Genomic DNA, 16872 nt, shown 5'->3' on the forward strand with positions numbered 1-16872 from the left:
GATTATGTACAGGAGGTCAATCATGGAGGAATCATTGCATCAAAAAATTACAGCTAAATTGAGAAAAAACATTTTAGAAGAAGCTTATCCAACCGGAAAATTGCCGAATGAGCGTTTGTTGAGTGAAGAATTTGAGGTCAGCCGAAGTACAATGAAGAAAGCAATCGATACATTGGTTGAAGAAGGGTTATTATTTAGAAAGGCGCGTTCCGGCACATTCGTGAATCAGTTGTTTAAAAAGAACTATGATAATTTCAGCCATCAGCAAAAAGGGCCGATTGGTTTGACAAATTCATTCCTTGAACAAAATCGTCAGGTCACATCGGAGATTCTTTTTTTCGAGGTCATTCAACCTCCGGAAGAAGTACAGCAAGGGCTATTGCTGAATCCAGCTGATTTCACCTATCATGTAAAACGAGTACGCTTCTTAGACGATAAGCCAATTTCGATTGAAACAGACTATATACCAATCCAGCTTTTCCCCCATCTTTCTGTAGAAATGATTCAGGACTCTATCTACAATTCTGCTCAAAAAGAAATGGGGATTACACTGAAAAATTCCTATATCTCTATTTTTTCTGAGCCTTCCACTGAGGAAGATCAAAAAAAATTAGGCCTGTTGCCAACCGAACCTGTTACAGTAACCGAGGAGATTGTCTTCACTGATACCGGTATTCCCTTTGAATATACAACTGTACGAAATCATTATAAGAAGTTTACCTATAATACATCTGTTACTTCACTGCTATAACAACATGCACGACATAAAAAACGATTCCCTTTACTAATGGGAATCGTTTTTTTCATCTAGTGGAGTTCCAGACTGCTTTTTAACTGGAAGCATCACTTCAAATATCTGCTGCTCACGATTTGCCGTAGCAATTTCATCCTGCCACATCAGCTCCCAAATGTCGCCATCAATCACTAATTCGTGCTCTTTGAGATAATTTTTAAATCGAGTACTGAAATCAGTCAATTGATGAATCTCATCTCGGACAAAACCGGAGACATAATAACCTGATGGGCGAGTGATTAGCTGATTTTCAGCATACAGATTCAGACGCTCTTTCGGAATCCTGACCAATGCCCGATAAGGAGAAAGATGAATATGTCCCTCATCAAGAACACGACCGTCAACTAAAAAACCAATGGGATAACCACTGAATATATCTCTGGACTGAATCAAAGAGTAAAAACGAGAATATATCTGAAATGTTGACGAATCATCACTGGGTTCGATTAATTCGGACACAACAAAGTATTCCTCTTCGCGATACTCAAAGCTCAACGTTTCAAAGTCGACCTCTGCCAGTTTTTCATAACGGTTCATATAGCCATCCAATGCATCCCGTATCTGCTCCAGCTCTTGAATTTTAGCAGTTACTTTTTCTCTCTGCTTTAACAGCTCTTTTTGTGTATAGTCCGGATTACGCCGCTTAAGAAAGCTGCGAATTTCATCCAACGGCATATTCAAGGCCTTTAAAATCAAGATAGCATCAATTTCTCCATACTGGTCAAAGCTGTAATAACGATAGCCGTTTTCTCCAATTTTTTCAGGCTTAAACAAGTCAATCTGATCGTAATAAATCAAGGTACGTCGACTGACACCGGCATATTCCGCAATCTCACTGATTGATAAAAATTTTTCCAAAAAAAATCACCTCTACCTCTTGACTGTAACGTAACGTTACAGTTTATTCTATATGAATCGCACGAAATTGTACACTACGCGAAAAGCGGCTATTGCTTTAGTTTAAACAATAGCAATCTTCTTTTTCGTCGTATTCATATAAATGAATCGCACGAAAAAATCCATTGCACGAAAAATTGCCATTCGACTCGGATATTTTTACAGCTATATGGTACACATGCAAAGATAAGACTGAAGGTTCGGTAAAACATTCGATGCATTTCTATAAGCTAGTCACCTAAGTGCAATAGCAATCTTTTCTTTGTCCTATGTTTCGTTGCGTATAAATAACAAGCACTGCCGAAAAAAGGAGGAATAACTATGAATCAACTGAAATTATTTTCTAAAAATCATTCCAGAGTAGTGGTTGGTGTCGTTGTTCTGATGGTTTTACAATCTTTCGGAACACTACTGGTTCCCCACTTTGTCGCAAACATTATCGACTACGGAATACTGGAAAAGGACCGACAGGCGATTTTAATCTATGGCGGCTGGATGCTGCTGACCGCATTGCTTACGGGTGTTCTTTCCATTTTATCCAGCTATTACTCTGCGCATCTGGCCGGTAAATTCGGTCATTTTTTGAGAGAAAAACTATTTCGTAAAACACAGGAGTTGTCCGTAACAGATGTCGAAGAATTCGGCACACCGACGCTGTTGGCACGAACAACCAGTGATATCAATAACATTCAACAAATTCTTATGATGACGTTGCAAATGATTTTGCCGGCTCCTTTGATTGTTCTCGCTTCAATCATACTAACCGGAACAGTCTCGATAACCATGATTTGGATACCGATTGGCGCCATTATCCTATTCTCTGCTATTGCCTTAGTAGTCATTCGCCGAGCAGTTCCGCTGGCAGAAGTCATGCAGAAAAATGTGGATAAAATGATGCGTATCCTAAGAGAAATGTACACAGGGGTCAAAGTGATTCGAGCATTTAATAAGAGTACGGATGAGAAACAGCGAACAGATGAAGCATTTACGGATTACTCGAAGGTAATGATTCGTGTCAATAAACTGTTTGCTGTTCTTAATCCCACCGTTAACCTCGTCATGGGTCTATCAATGACAGCGATTCTTGCCTTTGGCGGCTGGCTTAGCGGTGCAGGCCAGCTTCCCGTCGGTAGTATTACAGCTATCATCGAATACACCGTCCTAAGCTTATGGTTCATGACAATGGCAGCTATGGTTATCGTTATGATTCCTAAAGCACTGACTTCTCTAAACAGAATCGAAGAGGTTTTGACTACGGATAATGAAATCACAGATGGCAGTGAACAATTCACTGAACAACCGACAAGTCTCGTCGCAGCTTTCAAGCATGTTGACTTTGCCTATGACGGTGCAGAAGAACCCGTCTTGAAGGATATCCACTTCGACATTCATCGAGGACAAATAACAGCGATTGTCGGCGGTACAGGCTCCGGGAAAAGCACCATCGCTAAAGCCCTGCTTCGCTTAAAGGATGCGGCACAAGGTTCTGTTGAATTTCTCGGTAAAGATGTTCGAGCGGTCACTCAACATGAGCTGCGAAATAGAATCAGCTATGTTCCTCAAAAGGCATTACTTTTCAGCGGAACAATTATGGATAATTTTCTTTTCGGTAACCCTACTGCCACAATGGAGGAGATTACACTCACCGCAGAGGTCGCCCAAGCAAAAGCCTTTATTGAGGGCCTTCCCAACCAATACCAATCAACTGTTGCTCAAAAAGGAAGTAATTTTTCCGGTGGTCAAAAGCAGCGTCTAAGTATTGCACGAGCATTGATTAAACCGGCAGACCTCTACTTCTTCGATGACAGCTTCTCAGCATTGGATTACCAAACAGATGCCAAGTTACGAAAAGCATTAAAAACCTATTTGAAGGATACAGCTGTCGTTATTGTGGCTCAGCGTATCTCTACAATCAAGGATGCTGATCAGATTATCGTGTTGGATGAAGGAAAAATCGTTGGTAAAGGAACGCATACACAGCTGCTGGAAACCTGCCAAACCTATCAGGAATTCGCCCTATCACAAGGAATGGAGGAAAGTACCCATGACAAAACATGAACAACAAGAATCAATGGATTCACCGAAAGAACTGAAACAGACCAGTCGCCGACTTTTAAAGCTTCTAGGTCAACAGAAAAGTAAGTTCCTGTTAATTATTTTCTCAGCTTTTTGCTTTGCCACACTCATGGCTGTCACTCCTTTAATTCTAGGCTGGGGATTGGACAATCTGATTGCTTTGATTCGTTCCGGAGACTTTTCTCTCGAAACATTCATCAGTGAATTGAAGCTGCCAGTTCTATTGCTTCTTCTGAGCTGGGGAATGATTAGTCTTTTCTCCCTTTTACAGGAGTATACGATGGCGAGTGTCAGTGAAACACTCATATTGACGCTTCGTAAGCAAATTACCGGAAAGCTGAATAAGCTACCCATCCGTTTTTACGACCAATATAAGACAGGGGATATCCTCAGTCGGACGATTCTAGACCTTGATAAGGTTTCAGAAGTCTTACAAGTTGGTCTGATGCAACTGATTACTTCAGTTATCAGCATTGTCTTCGGCGTTATCGCCATGCTGATTTTAAGTCCCCTTTTGACACTCGGCATTTTATTCATTTTGCTGCTGAGCAGTTACGTGACGAAAAAGCTGGCGATGAAAAACCAGGCTTATTTTGCTGAAAATCAACTTGCGTTGGGTGAAGTCGGAGCTAAGGCTGAAGAGTTGTATTCAGGAAATCTGGTCATCAAGGCGTACAATCAGCAGCACATGGTTCAAGAAGAAATGGATGCGCTAAATGACAGACAGTTTGAAGCCTTCCGCAAAGCGCAGTTTGTCAGCTTTGCCATCAATCCGCTAATTCGTTTCATCAATCAAATCGGCTTCGTAATCAGTGCCGTTGTTGGTGGCTTTCTGGTCATCAGCGGACAGCTTTCGATTGGTTTGATACAAGCTTACTTGCAATATATCAATCAAGTATCCGAGCCAGTCACACAAGCATCCTATATCATCAATACACTGCAAAGTGCATTAGCTGCGTTGGAAAGGATTTTTGAAATCTTAGATGCCGCTGAAGAAGTGGAAACAGCTGAACCGCTGCCAGTACCGGAAACAATTAATGGCGATGTCTCTTTTCAGCACATCGCTTTTGGCTACACACCGGAAAAACAGCTGATGAAGGATGTTAGTTTTACAGTCAAGCCTAAGCAAAGTGTAGCGATTGTCGGTCCTACCGGTGCCGGAAAAACAACGATGATTAATTTGCTGATGCGTTTCTATCCATTGAATGGCGGGCAAATCAACGTTGACAACATCGATATTTCCAGATTTTCATCTGCTGACATTCGCCAAAAATTCGGCATGGTCCTTCAAGATACTTGGCTTTATCAAGGTACAATTGCCGAAAACATCGCTTATGGAAAACCAAATGCCTCCAGACCTGAAGTCATTGCGGCTGCCAAAGCAGCTCAGTGTGATCATTTTATCCGCACATTGCCTCAGGGATATGACACATTGATTTCTTCTGAAGGAAATGAGATTTCTCAAGGACAGCAACAGCTATTAACCATTGCCAGAGCAATTTTAGCTGATCCAAGTATTCTGATTTTGGATGAAGCGACTTCCAGCGTAGACACACGTACAGAAAAGCTCATCCAACAAGCGATGGATCATCTGACCCAGGGACGAACCAGCTTCATTATCGCTCACCGTTTGTCCACAATTAAAAATGCGGACTTGATTCTTGTCATGAAGGATGGCGATATCATTGAAAAAGGTACCCATCAACAGCTGTTGAGTCAAGAATCCTTTTATGCCAATCTCTATAATAGTCAATTCGCTTCGACCTAAAAAGCAGAGGTTGTGATAAAAGCGTCTGGGATATAAATAGTTTCCCAGACTCATCATGTACTCATATCCGAATAAACGGTGGGACAGAAGCAACTTCTTCGACAATAAGCCGAAATTTAGCAAAAATTTGTGATACAATTTTCGTAAATTCAGTCTTATTGCTTGAAGCTAACCGCTTCTGTTCCAACCTCTTTTTCTATCTCATCCAAATTTCAAACTCCTTTGAACGATTCGCTATGTTTTTCCAAAGACTCCTGGGCCTTCTTTCCGAATTGTCCTTTTATTGAACTGCCGAGGCTTTCAGCCGTTCCTTGGATACTTTTCTTTAAGGACTCAATTTCTTCTTCTGTAGAGTCTTCAATTTCTTTATTATTCTTGGCGCTTTCTTGGCAAGCAGAACCAGCAGCTGACACTCGAATCATTAGCTTTTCGCCCGTCTTGCGTAATTCTTTTAATACATCATCTACCACCCAGAAGTTTCCTCCTTTTTATCTTCTTTCTGTTCCGATACTTTCAGATAATTGCGGCGATAATCCGATTCTATATCCTCTAACTCATTATCCAATTTTTTAATTTCTCTCTGGCAGTTATCTTGAAAATCGTCTCCAAGCCCAGCTAACACTCGTAAGCCATCGTAAAGGGCTGATTGGTCATCTGAAATCATTTTTATGTAGTATCTACTGGACTCAGCGATATCTTCCAAAATCTGTACGCCTTTTTGTTTTGCCTGTCGCAGCTCATCTAGTCTGTCTTCATAATGCTTCTTTTGCTTTGAATAATCTTCTTCTAACTGTTCGACCGTCTGTCTCAATCGTCTGCCTCCTTTATCCTTAAATCTGACTGGCTAACTCCTGATCGCTGCTAACTAATTTTGAAATACTGGCTTTTATCTCTGTGATAAGAGAAGTATATTCAACGGTTTGGCTGTCGATTTTAGCGATTTTCTCCTTGTATTTTGAGGCAGGTGCGTCAACGATTGTTTGCTTGGAAGCACCTCCCGATTCCAACGCCTCAATCTCTTCTGCATAACTTAGGGTTGTGCCAATATTTTGTGCCGCTTGTTCTGTTTTTTGCCAGAGTTCCTCGGCCTTCGTGATACCATCTTGATATTTCTTTTTGAGTGATGTTGAAATAGTTTCGTTCATTCTTGCAACTGTCTCCACCACAAGAAGTGCCTCACTGTCATCTAAATAAATCTGTTCATTGGCAGACAATCCACCACTAGCAGTAAATTTCTGTTTTAATTGAAACAATGCCCATTTACCTAAAGAAGCCTGATAAGCAATTTGGGACATTTTTACGGTTGGGCTACTCGTTTCTTCAAAAATGACAGCGCCGTTTTTATCGAATTTCCAGTCTTTGATACCGTGACTATCTCCATCAAACCAAAAGACAGTGCCAAAATCTGTAATTTTTTCTCGATTATTCCCATCTAAATAGTTAACAGTAGAATCATCTAATCTGCGGTAATTTTTGAATAGATGAGGATTTTCCATCATGAATTTCTTTTCATCTTCATCAAGTGAGTCATACAAAAACCAGCCATTAAAAACAGTTGTCGGAATTTTATATTTTGCGCCAACTTTGAGCATATATGCACCTTGACTGTACCCACTTAATTGAGTTACGTTATATCCTTGTGTGTTGATTACAAAATTCACGAAATCATCCGCTTGTTTAGTTTGGAGTGAACCACCGCCACTAGTGTTTTTTGCAGTAACTGCTGTAACCAAATCAACAGGGTTTTTCCAATCTGGGTTTGTGCCTGCCGAGATAATGGCTACGTTATTAATATCTCCTTGCGGATATTCTTTCGTGATAGGCGCAACCGCAAATCCTTGGTAACCGTTGTTGTCGATATCGGCTGAGGCAACGACTTTAAAATCTTTTCCTACAACTGTCAACTGATTTTCTTCTTTGCCCGTTAACTCATTGTCTGGTTTTGCAACATAAGTTATTTTTTTATCATAATCTGGGTCGGCATAATAAGCCTCTTGATTCAATTTATTTAGGACTTCATCTGTATACAATCAGATTTCCTCCTCACTCGAATCGCTATAAACGACTTTAATTTTATTTTCTGTTAGACCTTTTTCTGGAGCTTTCCCGCCGTATGTTTGTAAGGAAGTATCCTCAAAATCTGGAGGTAAAACAATACTTAGATTTTTATTGTCCTTATCCGTAATAATATTCACACTTACCCCAGTGATATTAGCAAGCCAATTTTCACTTGTAACTTCCGAAAAACGAATCTCTTCAATATCTACAAAAGTATTTTTTATCTGTTTTGCTACAACCTTTTCCCACTCAACAACTTGAGCCTCCTTTTTTTTCTGTTGAAACATATAAAAACCTCCCCCAACACTCGCTATTAGTAATAACACAACAATTGCGCTTATAATCATTTTTTTCTTCATCGAATTATCCTTAATGTTATTTTTTTAATTCGCAAACAGTAATTTTATTATACTTATAGTTAAAGTTAAAGTCTATCTATCAAAAATCGTCAGTTTTGTTAGTACGTTAGATGATTTAGATTTAACAGCATAAAAAGACCAGACAAGAGTTCATTTCTTGTCTGGTTATTTGTCTGGCTATAAATTAAATATTTAGTGTTTTAACTGTAGGCTTCATTCGGTTTTAAAGGACCAGGACATATTAATATCCCAGTCTCTTTTCATTCTTCTATTCCGCCAACAATGCCGGCAACTCTTTTCGATACGTTACAAACAGCTGTTTCATCGCACGGGAAATCGCCGTATAAAGAATTTTGATTTCTCTATCTGTTTGATAATTTTCTGCCGATACATCATAAAGCAGGACATGGTCGAATTCCAAGCCTTTAGATAAGCTGATTGGTAAAATAGCTGTATTCGGCAGCTTCAAGCCTTTATCAGCCAGCGCGGCTTCAATCGCTTCAACCTCTTCTTCATCTTTTGTGATAATCGTCAGTTGCGCATCGGCCTCATCTAACTGTTTGATAACCTCTGATATCAATTGGATAAATTCCTCCATCGAATCGAAGGACAGAAATTCCGGTTCCGTCCCATCTTTTCTAATCGGAATAATGTCCATTTTTCGCTCATCAGTCACTAATTGACTAAACAGTTTGGTAATGGAACCGCTGGAGCGGTAGCTGTACAATAAATCATAGCGTTGAACCGACAGCTCACGTTCAGTAAAGGCTGCTTTGATTGTTTCAAAGGAAATACTAGAATTGAAAATCGCCTGATTCTCATCTCCTACCATAGTGAATGCACTCTTCTCAAACAAGTCAAACAGCAGACTGAGCTGTGCCGGTGTATAATCCTGTACCTCGTCAATCAAAATGAACTTCATCGGCTCTACTTCAGCTTTCTCGACCAAATTATGTTGGATTGTTTGTAGCACGACTGCTTCATCTAACGTCAAACTATCTTGATATGTGTACTCATAGGGATGTCCCTCATAACTCTCAAAGATTTTTTCAAAGAAAAATGCGGTATCCAGCCAACGATTCTCTTCAATCGCCTTGGTGATACTACGGTATCTTTTTCGCAGCAGCTTTTTCCCATAGCTATAGAGATTGCGCTCCGTATCCTCTGAAATGATTTCGCCAAAGTATTTCTGTTGCAGCTCTTCTGATAACGATAAAATTTGATTTTGAATTTCATGGCTCTTCGCTTGCTTGAGTAAGCGGCTCTCCCAGTAGCTTTTAAGCTGTGTCTTTGTCGCTTGAATCTTGTCGATTAGGCGTGGATAGTTCGGTGTTGCATGGTAAATTTCGGCAATTTTTTCTTTTGAAATAACCGTTTTTCCTTTTCGATCCAGTCCTTTGATGAAATCATCGCTTGAAAGAAACAGCTCATCCGCTTGCTTGATGTAATCGACATACTCTTGACTGCGTAAAATATCCGTATGCTTGTCATGCTTCGCCTGGCTGATCCGATGGAAGTATTCTTCCTCTTGCTCGAGCTCCTCCGCTGAAAGGCGTTGGATGAATTGAAGAACCGTCAAGTTTAATGGGTTTCGCTCCCCTAAAGAAGGTAGGACATTTGAGATATACTCAATGAATTTTCTATTTGGAGACAAAATCAAAATATTATCGACAGTAATCGTTTGACGATACAGATACAGCAAATACGCAATCCGCTGCATAATCGTCGATGTTTTTCCGCTTCCGGCAATCCCATTAACCAAAATATTCTTATTTTTCGTATCACGGATAATCACATTCTGTTCTTTTTGAATCGTCGACGTGATATCCTTCATTTCATTGGTGGAATCCTGCTCCAAGGCCTCCAAAAGTACATCATCTTGAATCGCAACAGATGTATCAAAGAACTTAATCAGCCGATCTCTTTCTAAAATGAATTGACGTCTGTTCTCTATCGCTACCTCGATATCGTTTTTATTCACTGAATAAGAAGACGGTCCAATTGTGTTATTGTAGAACAGCTCAGCAATCGGGGAGCGCCAATCATAAATCAGATTGTTGCTCTGCTCGTCCGCAAAATTATTGATACCGATGTAAAAATCCTCTAGCTCCTCATCATCCAAAAAATCAACCGTAATTTTCCCAAAGTAAGGAGCTGACAGTAATCTTTTTACTTTCTCCAGCAGTACTGTTGCAGTTTGCAGCTTAATGTTCATCTGATCGATTTCCCGATTTTTCATTTCCAATACCGCAAAGGTGTCCAGATTATCGGTGATATTTTCAAAGTTGAGGCTGATATCACTCGTCATTCCTTTGAGTGAATTGACACCATCTTCCTTTGCATGCTCCAGAAGCTCTTCCAGCTCCACTTGCTTTTCCAACAGCTTCGTGTAGACCCTTTTCAAATACTGCTCTTCCAATTGTTTTTCTGTGATGGACATAAGCACGCTCCTTTGTTTTTCGACAGCACATTGCTAAAACAGGCACTGTCTCCTTGTCAATTTAACGTTTTAAATAAATAGATACGACACCAATGAGCGATTACCCAAGTGCCAATAAATCACTCTATCTTTTAAAACAGGTGGACTGATTAGAATACTCCTTTTTAGCAGGAAAAGCAACTATTTTCGTTGATATATGTAAAAATCGCTCCTTCTTTCTTTATACACAAAGTAATATAGTTGCAATTAAAAGGACTTTTCAGTATAAACCAAAAAGCCCTTCATTTTTCTCCTCATGTACTTAAAACGGCAAGAATGAATGTGTCGTAAACAGCAGTGACAGCAAAATTAAACCAATACTAAACCATTTATAATGAATTAATAGAGCAATGAATTCTCGAATCAAGGCTGTGGGAAGAAAATACAGCGCAGTTGGCGCACCCACTCCATCCGCCTTCAATCCAACTTTTCCGGCATATAAAGCTCCTCGTAACACATGATAGTTATTTGTCGTGAAAATCACAGATGGTCTTTGCTGACCTTGCCAATCCGCAAGAATTTTTTCTTTAGAAAACTGCATATTTTCCAAGGTTGTCCGAGAACGATCCTCCAAAATAATTCTATCTTTCGGAATATTCTGCGAGAGTAAATAGTTCCCCATTGCAAATGCCTCTGAAACAGGCTCATCCGCCCCTTGCCCCCCGCTGACAATAAAGCATGCTTCCGGATTTTTTTGATAATACTCAATCCCTTTATCCAGCCTGCTCTTTAGGAGAGGCGGCACCTCTTCGCTACGAATGCCTGAACCCAGCACAATAATATAGTCGACTTTTCGCTTGATTGGAAATTTCTGAGTGAACCACGAATACACCAGATAGGCACCAAAGAGTAAAGTAAAAAGAAGGTCTACTAAAAGAAAGGTGAAAACCAGAATAGAAACAACCAGTGGCCATTTCAACGGAGTTCCCATCACCAGCAAATAGAAGGTCAATGGAACAACAATCAGAATGTTGAGCCCGAGAACTGCGGAGAGCTTCGCCGTAACCGACCGTCCTTCCTTGGTACTCATGATATGTGTGTTGATAATAAAGTAGAGACAAGTTCCTAAAAATAGTAATAGACCGACTCCATATACACCGATAAAGATAAGACTCTCAGATAATGGAGATACAGCTGAAGCTTTGTCCAAGAGTACGTAAAGCAGAAAAAGGATGAAGAAAAAAGCACCTGTGACAAATAACGTCCCACCAATAAAGCTCCTTTTTTTCCTTATCAATATCACTCCGCCAATAGCTAGTAAAAACAATGAAAGATAAAACATGAACCTACACCCACTCCTACTATTTCTTTTATAAATCCGTTATACACATTCTCTTCAATTTTTACCATTAAATAGGAATGAACGCAATTGATTCACTTTGGTAAGAGCTAAATGACAAAATTGTTCGTTCACTGTTCGTTGAAACCCACGCCTTGATTCAATATTATCTGTAAAATAAAGCTATATAAATCCTATTAAGATTTATCACATGAAAAGTGACCGTTGCCGAAAGTTCTCGTAAAGGAAATTAGGAGTCATTGGCATTTAATTAATAGGAGCTATATATACTTAAGAAAGATAGGTGAACGAATGAAAAAGATACCATTAATGCTAATAACACTTGGAGTAATCGGCGCGCTAGGCTATGGCGGTTATTCAATGGTGATGAAACTTATGCATAAAGAAGTATATGGGATAATTTTAGTTGATAAGGATGGGGCTAAGCTGCAAGCCTTGGCACAACAGCAAGAAGCCGATATTAATCAAAAATCAGAAGTAACAGGCAAATGGGTAGCTGAAACAAAAACACTCGCTTTGACAAAAGAGCAGGCAGAACAATTGATACGACAAAAAGCATTGAAATCTGTCACTCAAAAAGGGGACGATTTTGACTTTACAGCGATTCAACAAATCGACGGTGAATTACCAATCCTCTACTCAAAAAATCCGGTCAATAGTATTACGGATGCCGTAGGATCAGAATATCCTATACAATCTAATAAATATGTCGTCCTAGGCGAATCCTCTAATGGCGTCTCAGCCATCGCTATCTTGAACGAGGCAGATTACAACAGCTTCAACGGCGAAGCCATGACGGTTCAAGCGCTCGATCAAAAAGTCGATGCCTCCAAAGCTCTGTCGAAATATACCTCCGCAGAAATGCTGCAGATTTATGATTTGAAGAAGTAAAAAGACAACAGATTCATCGAAAACCGGAACTACTCATTTTGTTGGAGCCCTTCGCGCACTCCCTTGCTGCTGAACAAGCGGCTCCAACAAAATAACGCCCTCCTCTAAAGCAAGCTACGGCTTTAGAGGAGGGCGTTGTCTGTTATTAACGTCAGTCAATTAATCTAAGGTATATTGCTTCAACAGGACAATATCCTTGTATTGCTTGTCATGTTGTTTTTCGTACTTCTCTCTTACTTCGTGCGGAATATGCAACTTGTCTGCATCTCCTTCTGCCAACAGTTTTTCTTTAACAAAATCAACCTCAGCTTCATTAATCTTTACTTTGGGATTTGCCAGCAACACAACCGTCTCTACATTGTTCTTAACAAAAATGACCGTTGTATGATTAACTGTGTATACCTTCCAATAGGTCACTGTTTTGCAGTATTCTCTTAAGATTTCATCCAAGACAGGGAACATTGTCTTCAACTTCACCTTTGCCTGAATCGGTGTTTCAAAAAGTCTCAGCTTAGCCATCCGTCATCCTTCTTTCTCGTTTTTCACTTCAAGCATAGCACAAAGAGACGGTTTTGAAAGAAATGACGCACTCATGCCTAGACATCATTATTTACATGTTCTATTTTATAAAGAATCCAGCCGGTATTTTGTTCGATATCTACCAGCTTTAACCCCAATGTATTCAGATATGCTTGAAACCTTTCTACAGCTATAAAATCAGGTAAGTAGTATTTTATTTTGGATATCTCGCAGGCAATAACAATTATTCCTTCATTTGCCAAAATACGGTTGAGCTCACCCAAGCCCTTTTCTAAATCAGACCAATGAAAGTGATTCTGATACACACAAATCAACTCAAAATAGGCCGACGGATAAGATGTTTTTATGACATCCTTTACTTCAAAAGTAATCATCGAACCTTTATACAGCTGTTTCGCCTGCTCTATTGCTTTCTGAGAAATATCAATCCCATATATTTCTGAATCCGAAAAAGCAGCCGCCAGCCTCTGTGTAGACCTGCCATTGCCGACACCTACATCCAATATCCGCTTACTACCCGTTCGAGGGATATAGGTCAGACTCCAATCCACCATCGGCAAATACACGCGATTCCACAATCGCATCATATAGACACCAACAATTCCAGTTGGCTCTTTTGATTGCTTCAGCAAATAAAAAAATAGACTTGCTAAAACAGCTATTGATAACACAACATAAACCATAGTCATAAAACTCCTTTGATTGAGGCAAACATCTTCTCTCTAGCTCAAATAACCTCACTCACATCGTATCACACCGGCTGCTTTGATAGATAGATTTTTCAAAAAATAGATTACTTGCATAGCATTTGCCTTATTTTTAATCTGAATACATAAAGAAAGCAGACCCGAAAAATACCTGGTCTGCTCCCTTCTTTTCTTCCTCACACATCACTACGAAGAATCTTTTCCATTTTTTTGCCTTTCGCCAATTCGTCAATCAGCTTATCCAGATAACGAATTTTTTGCATCAGCGGTTCTTCAATATCTTCTACTCGAACACCACAAACGACTCCTTTGATAAGGGATACATTTGGATTCATTTCAGGTGCCTGTTCGAAAAATGTCTCGAAATCATGCTGCTTATCCAGCTGTTCCTGTAGTCCGGCTTGGTTATAACCTGTTAACCAGAAAATAATCTCATCTACTTCTTCCTTTGTGCGATTCTTTCGTTCTGCTTTTTTTATGTATAGCGGATAAACACTGGCAAAGCTCATTTTATATATACGCTGTGTCATATAGCACCTCTTTCTTTTCACTGTCACTGATAGTATAACAAAAAAAGCGTCAACATCAAGACAATAGCAACAGCTGGCATTGTCTTGATGCACGCTTTTTCAATCTGTTTTACTTTTCAAGGCGTCTTATTCTGCCGCCTCTTCTTTCCCCATCTTCGCTGTAACCTTCTCATCAATTCGCAGAAACGGCAAGTAGATGAAGACACAGCCTATGATAATTAGGATTTGCAGCACCGCGGCTTTCCAGTCACCACCTGTAGCCAGAAAGGCAGAGATAATCGGCGGAGTTGTCCACGGAATCTGTACAACCACATGATTTATCAAGCCAACAGCTGTCGCAAAATAAGCAATCGTCAAAGAAAAAATTGGTGCAAGCACGAAAGGTATAATCAAGCTCAGATTAAATACAATCGGCAGTCCGAAAATGATTGGCTCACTAATGTTGAAAATTGCGGGAGCAACAGACAGCTTGGCAAAATCCTTGTAGTCTTTTCTTCTACTGAAAATAAAAATTGCAATTAGCAAAGCAATGGTATTACCGGAACCCCCCATAACAGCGAAGGTATCCTTAAAAGCCATATTGATGATATGAGGGATTTCTTCTTTATTGGCATAGGCAGCCATATTTTCCTGCATATTCTGAATCAAAAATGGATCAAGCAGAGACCCTGAGATAACTGCCTGATGAATGCCGAAGCCAAAGAACAGGTTGGCAATCGATGTGATTAGTAAAAAGCCCGGCAGTCCGGTAGTTACTTTACTTAACGGTACAGTAACAATCTGAGTGATTAAGCCATTTACATCCATACTGAACAGTTGATTGACTGCGAATGACAGAATTGAAAAGCTTGTTACAGTGATGATTATCGGAATCAAGACGTTAAATGATTTTAAAACAGCCGGCGGAATATTACCTGACAGCTTAATCTGCAGTTTTTCATTATTAGATAATTTAATAAATAGCTCAGTTGCCAGCAGACCAACAAAAATCCCAACAAACATTCCTGAAGCCCCTGTATGAGACACAGGAATCACACCACTTACTTCGATGGCCTCTCCGGCACCTTCCGGAGTAAACATTGTCTTCATCGGTGTTAATACGACAAACGTAGAAATAGCGACAAGAACTGCTGCAATATGATTTGAATAATTGCGGCTGACACACATGTGATAAGAAACAGCAGCGACAACCAATAGCGTGGTGATGCTCAACGTTCCATTTCCAATCGATATACCGATTTCCTGAATCGTCATTAATGTTTCGGGAGCAATAATTTTCCCCATAAATCCGGTAGGCTCAAGTATGACGTAATTAATCAGAGTGACAAATCCGGCAAGCATCATGAATGGCATGAAGGTGGCAAACGCATCACGTAATGTTCGTAAATGAATCTGGTTCCCCAATTTTGTTGCAACCATTCCGAATTTCTCAAAAAGCTGATCTTTTTTATTCGTTTTTTCCATGATTGATCTCCTTCTATTTTTTGTAAGCACTTACTGATTATCATCATACTACCAAAAAACAATAAAGTAAATAACTTTATTTAAAAATATATACTTTTATTAAATTCAAAAAATAAAAAGCCTGTAGAGGCTTTTTAAATCTACTAATTTTCCACAAAAACGGCTTCAAAAATAAAATCTTCGTACAGATGTCGGGTAATAGAGTACTCAAAGGGTGTACCACTGGTCAACGATACGACCTTCTCCACCTCTATCATGAACTCATCCCTTGCTATACCAAGAATTTTCGCATCAAATTCTGTCGCCTTCACGCCCTTTATCCATATATGAGAGGCTTTTATTTCCAGACCTAAATCCGCAGTAATATACGAGTACACTGACTTTTGCAGATGCTTTGGCTCTAACCCGGGAATAATTGACAAGGGCATAAACGTTTGCTCTAATGAGTATGGCTTGTGATCAATAAAACGGCTGCGGACAATGTTGTAGATGTATTCCTTCTCCCCAATCTTCAGCATATTCTGCACCTTTTTTGAAGGCAGCTCAATAGAAAAGGTATGAATCTCTGAGTGAACATGCTCTTCTCCAACAACATTGAACAGCCCGTCGCTGGGACCAAAAACCTTTGAATTATCAATTGGCTTACGCAGAACCTCTGTGCCAAAGCCGCTGCGACTATGCAGGATACCTTCTGAAACCAATAAATCCAACCCTTTTTTTACTGTCAGTTTACTCGTTTCATAATTTTTCGCCAGCACCTCACCTGATGGCAGCTTCTCACCGATTTTATAAACATCTTCTTCTATTTTTTTCTTGATATCGATATATACTTCCATATACTTTGGTAATTTCTTCATCATTTTCTCTCCATATTCTGTCATTAAAACTATACTTAATTATATACCTTTTTTTTTGTTTTTCAACACCTACACACAATAACACTCACCCTTTAACTAAAATTATACATCTTTTATAAAAAGTGTTTATTTTTAGTTTTTTTGATGGTATGA

Annotated in this window: 16 protein-coding genes; 4 read left to right on the forward strand and 12 right to left on the reverse strand. The window is 39.6% G+C overall.

All coding sequences use genetic code 11. The features are described 5' to 3' along the window. The first annotated feature begins 22 nt into the window (after positions 1–22). Positions 23–751 (forward strand): GntR family transcriptional regulator, encoded by a 729-nt coding sequence (locus IW510_RS02830; protein WP_202056678.1) that lies wholly within the window; start codon positions 23–25, stop codon positions 749–751. 33 nt (positions 752–784) lie between these two features. Here IW510_RS02830 and IW510_RS02835 read toward each other — a convergent pair whose 3' ends face one another. Further along, positions 785–1651 (reverse strand): MerR family transcriptional regulator, encoded by an 867-nt coding sequence (locus tag IW510_RS02835; protein WP_202056681.1) that lies wholly within the window; start codon positions 1649–1651, stop codon positions 785–787. Between the two features lie 360 nt (positions 1652–2011). Between IW510_RS02835 and IW510_RS02840 the strand changes: the two genes are divergently transcribed. Then, on the forward strand, positions 2012–3748 hold the full coding sequence (locus tag IW510_RS02840) for an ABC transporter ATP-binding protein (protein ID WP_202056683.1): 1737 nt from the start codon (positions 2012–2014) through the stop codon (positions 3746–3748). Beyond that, entirely contained in the window at positions 3735–5534 is a 1800-nt protein-coding gene (locus IW510_RS02845) for an ABC transporter ATP-binding protein (RefSeq protein ID WP_202056685.1), read from the forward strand. The genes IW510_RS02840 and IW510_RS02845 overlap by 14 nt, the downstream gene beginning before the upstream one ends. Positions 5535–5746: 212 nt before the next feature. Here the strand turns inward: IW510_RS02845 and IW510_RS02850 are convergent, their stop codons facing one another. From IW510_RS02850 to IW510_RS02875, 6 genes are all read right to left on the reverse strand, one after another. Further along, positions 5747–6004, reverse strand: coding sequence for a hypothetical protein (locus IW510_RS02850; protein WP_202056687.1), 258 nt, complete (start codon positions 6002–6004; stop codon positions 5747–5749). Further along, entirely contained in the window at positions 5998–6345 is a 348-nt protein-coding gene (locus IW510_RS02855) for a hypothetical protein (protein WP_202056690.1), read from the reverse strand. Before IW510_RS02855 ends, IW510_RS02850 begins: the two co-directional genes overlap by 7 nt. 19 nt (positions 6346–6364) lie before the next feature. Beyond that, complete coding sequence (locus IW510_RS02860) at positions 6365–7564, reverse strand: hypothetical protein (protein WP_202056699.1); 1200 nt, start codon at positions 7562–7564, stop codon at positions 6365–6367. After that, positions 7565–7951 (reverse strand): hypothetical protein, encoded by a 387-nt coding sequence (locus IW510_RS02865; protein ID WP_202056700.1) that lies wholly within the window; start codon positions 7949–7951, stop codon positions 7565–7567. It abuts the gene before it with no gap. 268 nt (positions 7952–8219) lie between these two features. Further along, the gene (locus tag IW510_RS02870) at positions 8220–10391 is read right to left on the reverse strand and encodes a HelD family protein (RefSeq protein ID WP_202056701.1); all 2172 of its coding nucleotides are present in this window, start codon (positions 10389–10391) and stop codon (positions 8220–8222) included. A gap of 301 nt (positions 10392–10692) precedes the next feature. Further along, on the reverse strand, positions 10693–11712 hold the full coding sequence (locus tag IW510_RS02875) for a YdcF family protein (RefSeq protein ID WP_202056702.1): 1020 nt from the start codon (positions 11710–11712) through the stop codon (positions 10693–10695). A gap of 309 nt (positions 11713–12021) precedes the next feature. Between IW510_RS02875 and IW510_RS02880 the strand changes: the two genes are divergently transcribed. Then, the gene (locus tag IW510_RS02880) at positions 12022–12621 is read left to right on the forward strand and encodes a lipoprotein BA_5634 family protein (RefSeq protein WP_202056703.1); all 600 of its coding nucleotides are present in this window, start codon (positions 12022–12024) and stop codon (positions 12619–12621) included. A gap of 159 nt (positions 12622–12780) precedes the next feature. Here IW510_RS02880 and IW510_RS02885 read toward each other — a convergent pair whose 3' ends face one another. From IW510_RS02885 to IW510_RS02905, 5 genes are all read right to left on the reverse strand, one after another. Then, the gene (locus tag IW510_RS02885) at positions 12781–13140 is read right to left on the reverse strand and encodes a DUF1827 family protein (protein ID WP_202056704.1); all 360 of its coding nucleotides are present in this window, start codon (positions 13138–13140) and stop codon (positions 12781–12783) included. Between the two features lie 77 nt (positions 13141–13217). Beyond that, positions 13218–13844 carry a class I SAM-dependent methyltransferase gene (locus IW510_RS02890; RefSeq protein WP_202056705.1) on the reverse strand — a complete coding sequence of 209 codons (627 nt, stop codon included), beginning with the start codon at positions 13842–13844 and terminating at the stop codon, positions 13218–13220. A 200-nt stretch (positions 13845–14044) separates the two neighbouring features. Further along, positions 14045–14398, reverse strand: a complete 354-nt coding sequence (locus IW510_RS02895) for a DUF2200 domain-containing protein (RefSeq protein ID WP_202056715.1) — start codon at positions 14396–14398, stop codon at positions 14045–14047. 126 nt (positions 14399–14524) lie between these two features. Next, positions 14525–15862: a PTS sugar transporter subunit IIC gene (locus tag IW510_RS02900; RefSeq protein WP_202056718.1), complete on the reverse strand. Its 1338-nt coding sequence runs from the start codon at positions 15860–15862 to the stop codon at positions 14525–14527. 143 nt (positions 15863–16005) lie between these two features. After that, positions 16006–16719: a GntR family transcriptional regulator gene (locus IW510_RS02905; RefSeq protein ID WP_202056720.1), complete on the reverse strand. Its 714-nt coding sequence runs from the start codon at positions 16717–16719 to the stop codon at positions 16006–16008. Positions 16720–16872: the final 153 nt, after the last annotated feature.

This window comes from Enterococcus sp. BWR-S5 (assembly GCF_016745255.1).
In the GTDB taxonomy this organism is placed as follows: Bacteria; Bacillota; Bacilli; order Lactobacillales; family Enterococcaceae; genus Enterococcus_L.

Bases quoted from the DNA above. Each gene is read 5' to 3' on its own strand.
- IW510_RS02830 (WP_202056678.1), top strand. From the start codon at position 23: ATGGAGGAATCATTGCATCAAAAAATTACAGCTAAATTGAGAAAAAAC.
- IW510_RS02840 (WP_202056683.1), top strand. From the start codon at position 2,012: ATGAATCAACTGAAATTATTTTCTAAAAATCATTCCAGAGTAGTGGTT.
- IW510_RS02845 (WP_202056685.1), top strand. From the start codon at position 3,735: ATGACAAAACATGAACAACAAGAATCAATGGATTCACCGAAAGAACTG.
- IW510_RS02865 (WP_202056700.1), bottom strand. From the start codon at position 7,951: ATGAAGAAAAAAATGATTATAAGCGCAATTGTTGTGTTATTACTAATA.
- IW510_RS02870 (WP_202056701.1), bottom strand. From the start codon at position 10,391: ATGTCCATCACAGAAAAACAATTGGAAGAGCAGTATTTGAAAAGGGTC.
- IW510_RS02875 (WP_202056702.1), bottom strand. From the start codon at position 11,712: ATGTTTTATCTTTCATTGTTTTTACTAGCTATTGGCGGAGTGATATTG.
- IW510_RS02880 (WP_202056703.1), top strand. From the start codon at position 12,022: ATGAAAAAGATACCATTAATGCTAATAACACTTGGAGTAATCGGCGCG.
- IW510_RS02885 (WP_202056704.1), bottom strand. From the start codon at position 13,140: ATGGCTAAGCTGAGACTTTTTGAAACACCGATTCAGGCAAAGGTGAAG.
- IW510_RS02890 (WP_202056705.1), bottom strand. From the start codon at position 13,844: ATGGTTTATGTTGTGTTATCAATAGCTGTTTTAGCAAGTCTATTTTTT.
- IW510_RS02895 (WP_202056715.1), bottom strand. From the start codon at position 14,398: ATGACACAGCGTATATATAAAATGAGCTTTGCCAGTGTTTATCCGCTA.
- IW510_RS02900 (WP_202056718.1), bottom strand. From the start codon at position 15,862: ATGGAAAAAACGAATAAAAAAGATCAGCTTTTTGAGAAATTCGGAATG.
- IW510_RS02905 (WP_202056720.1), bottom strand. From the start codon at position 16,719: ATGAAGAAATTACCAAAGTATATGGAAGTATATATCGATATCAAGAAA.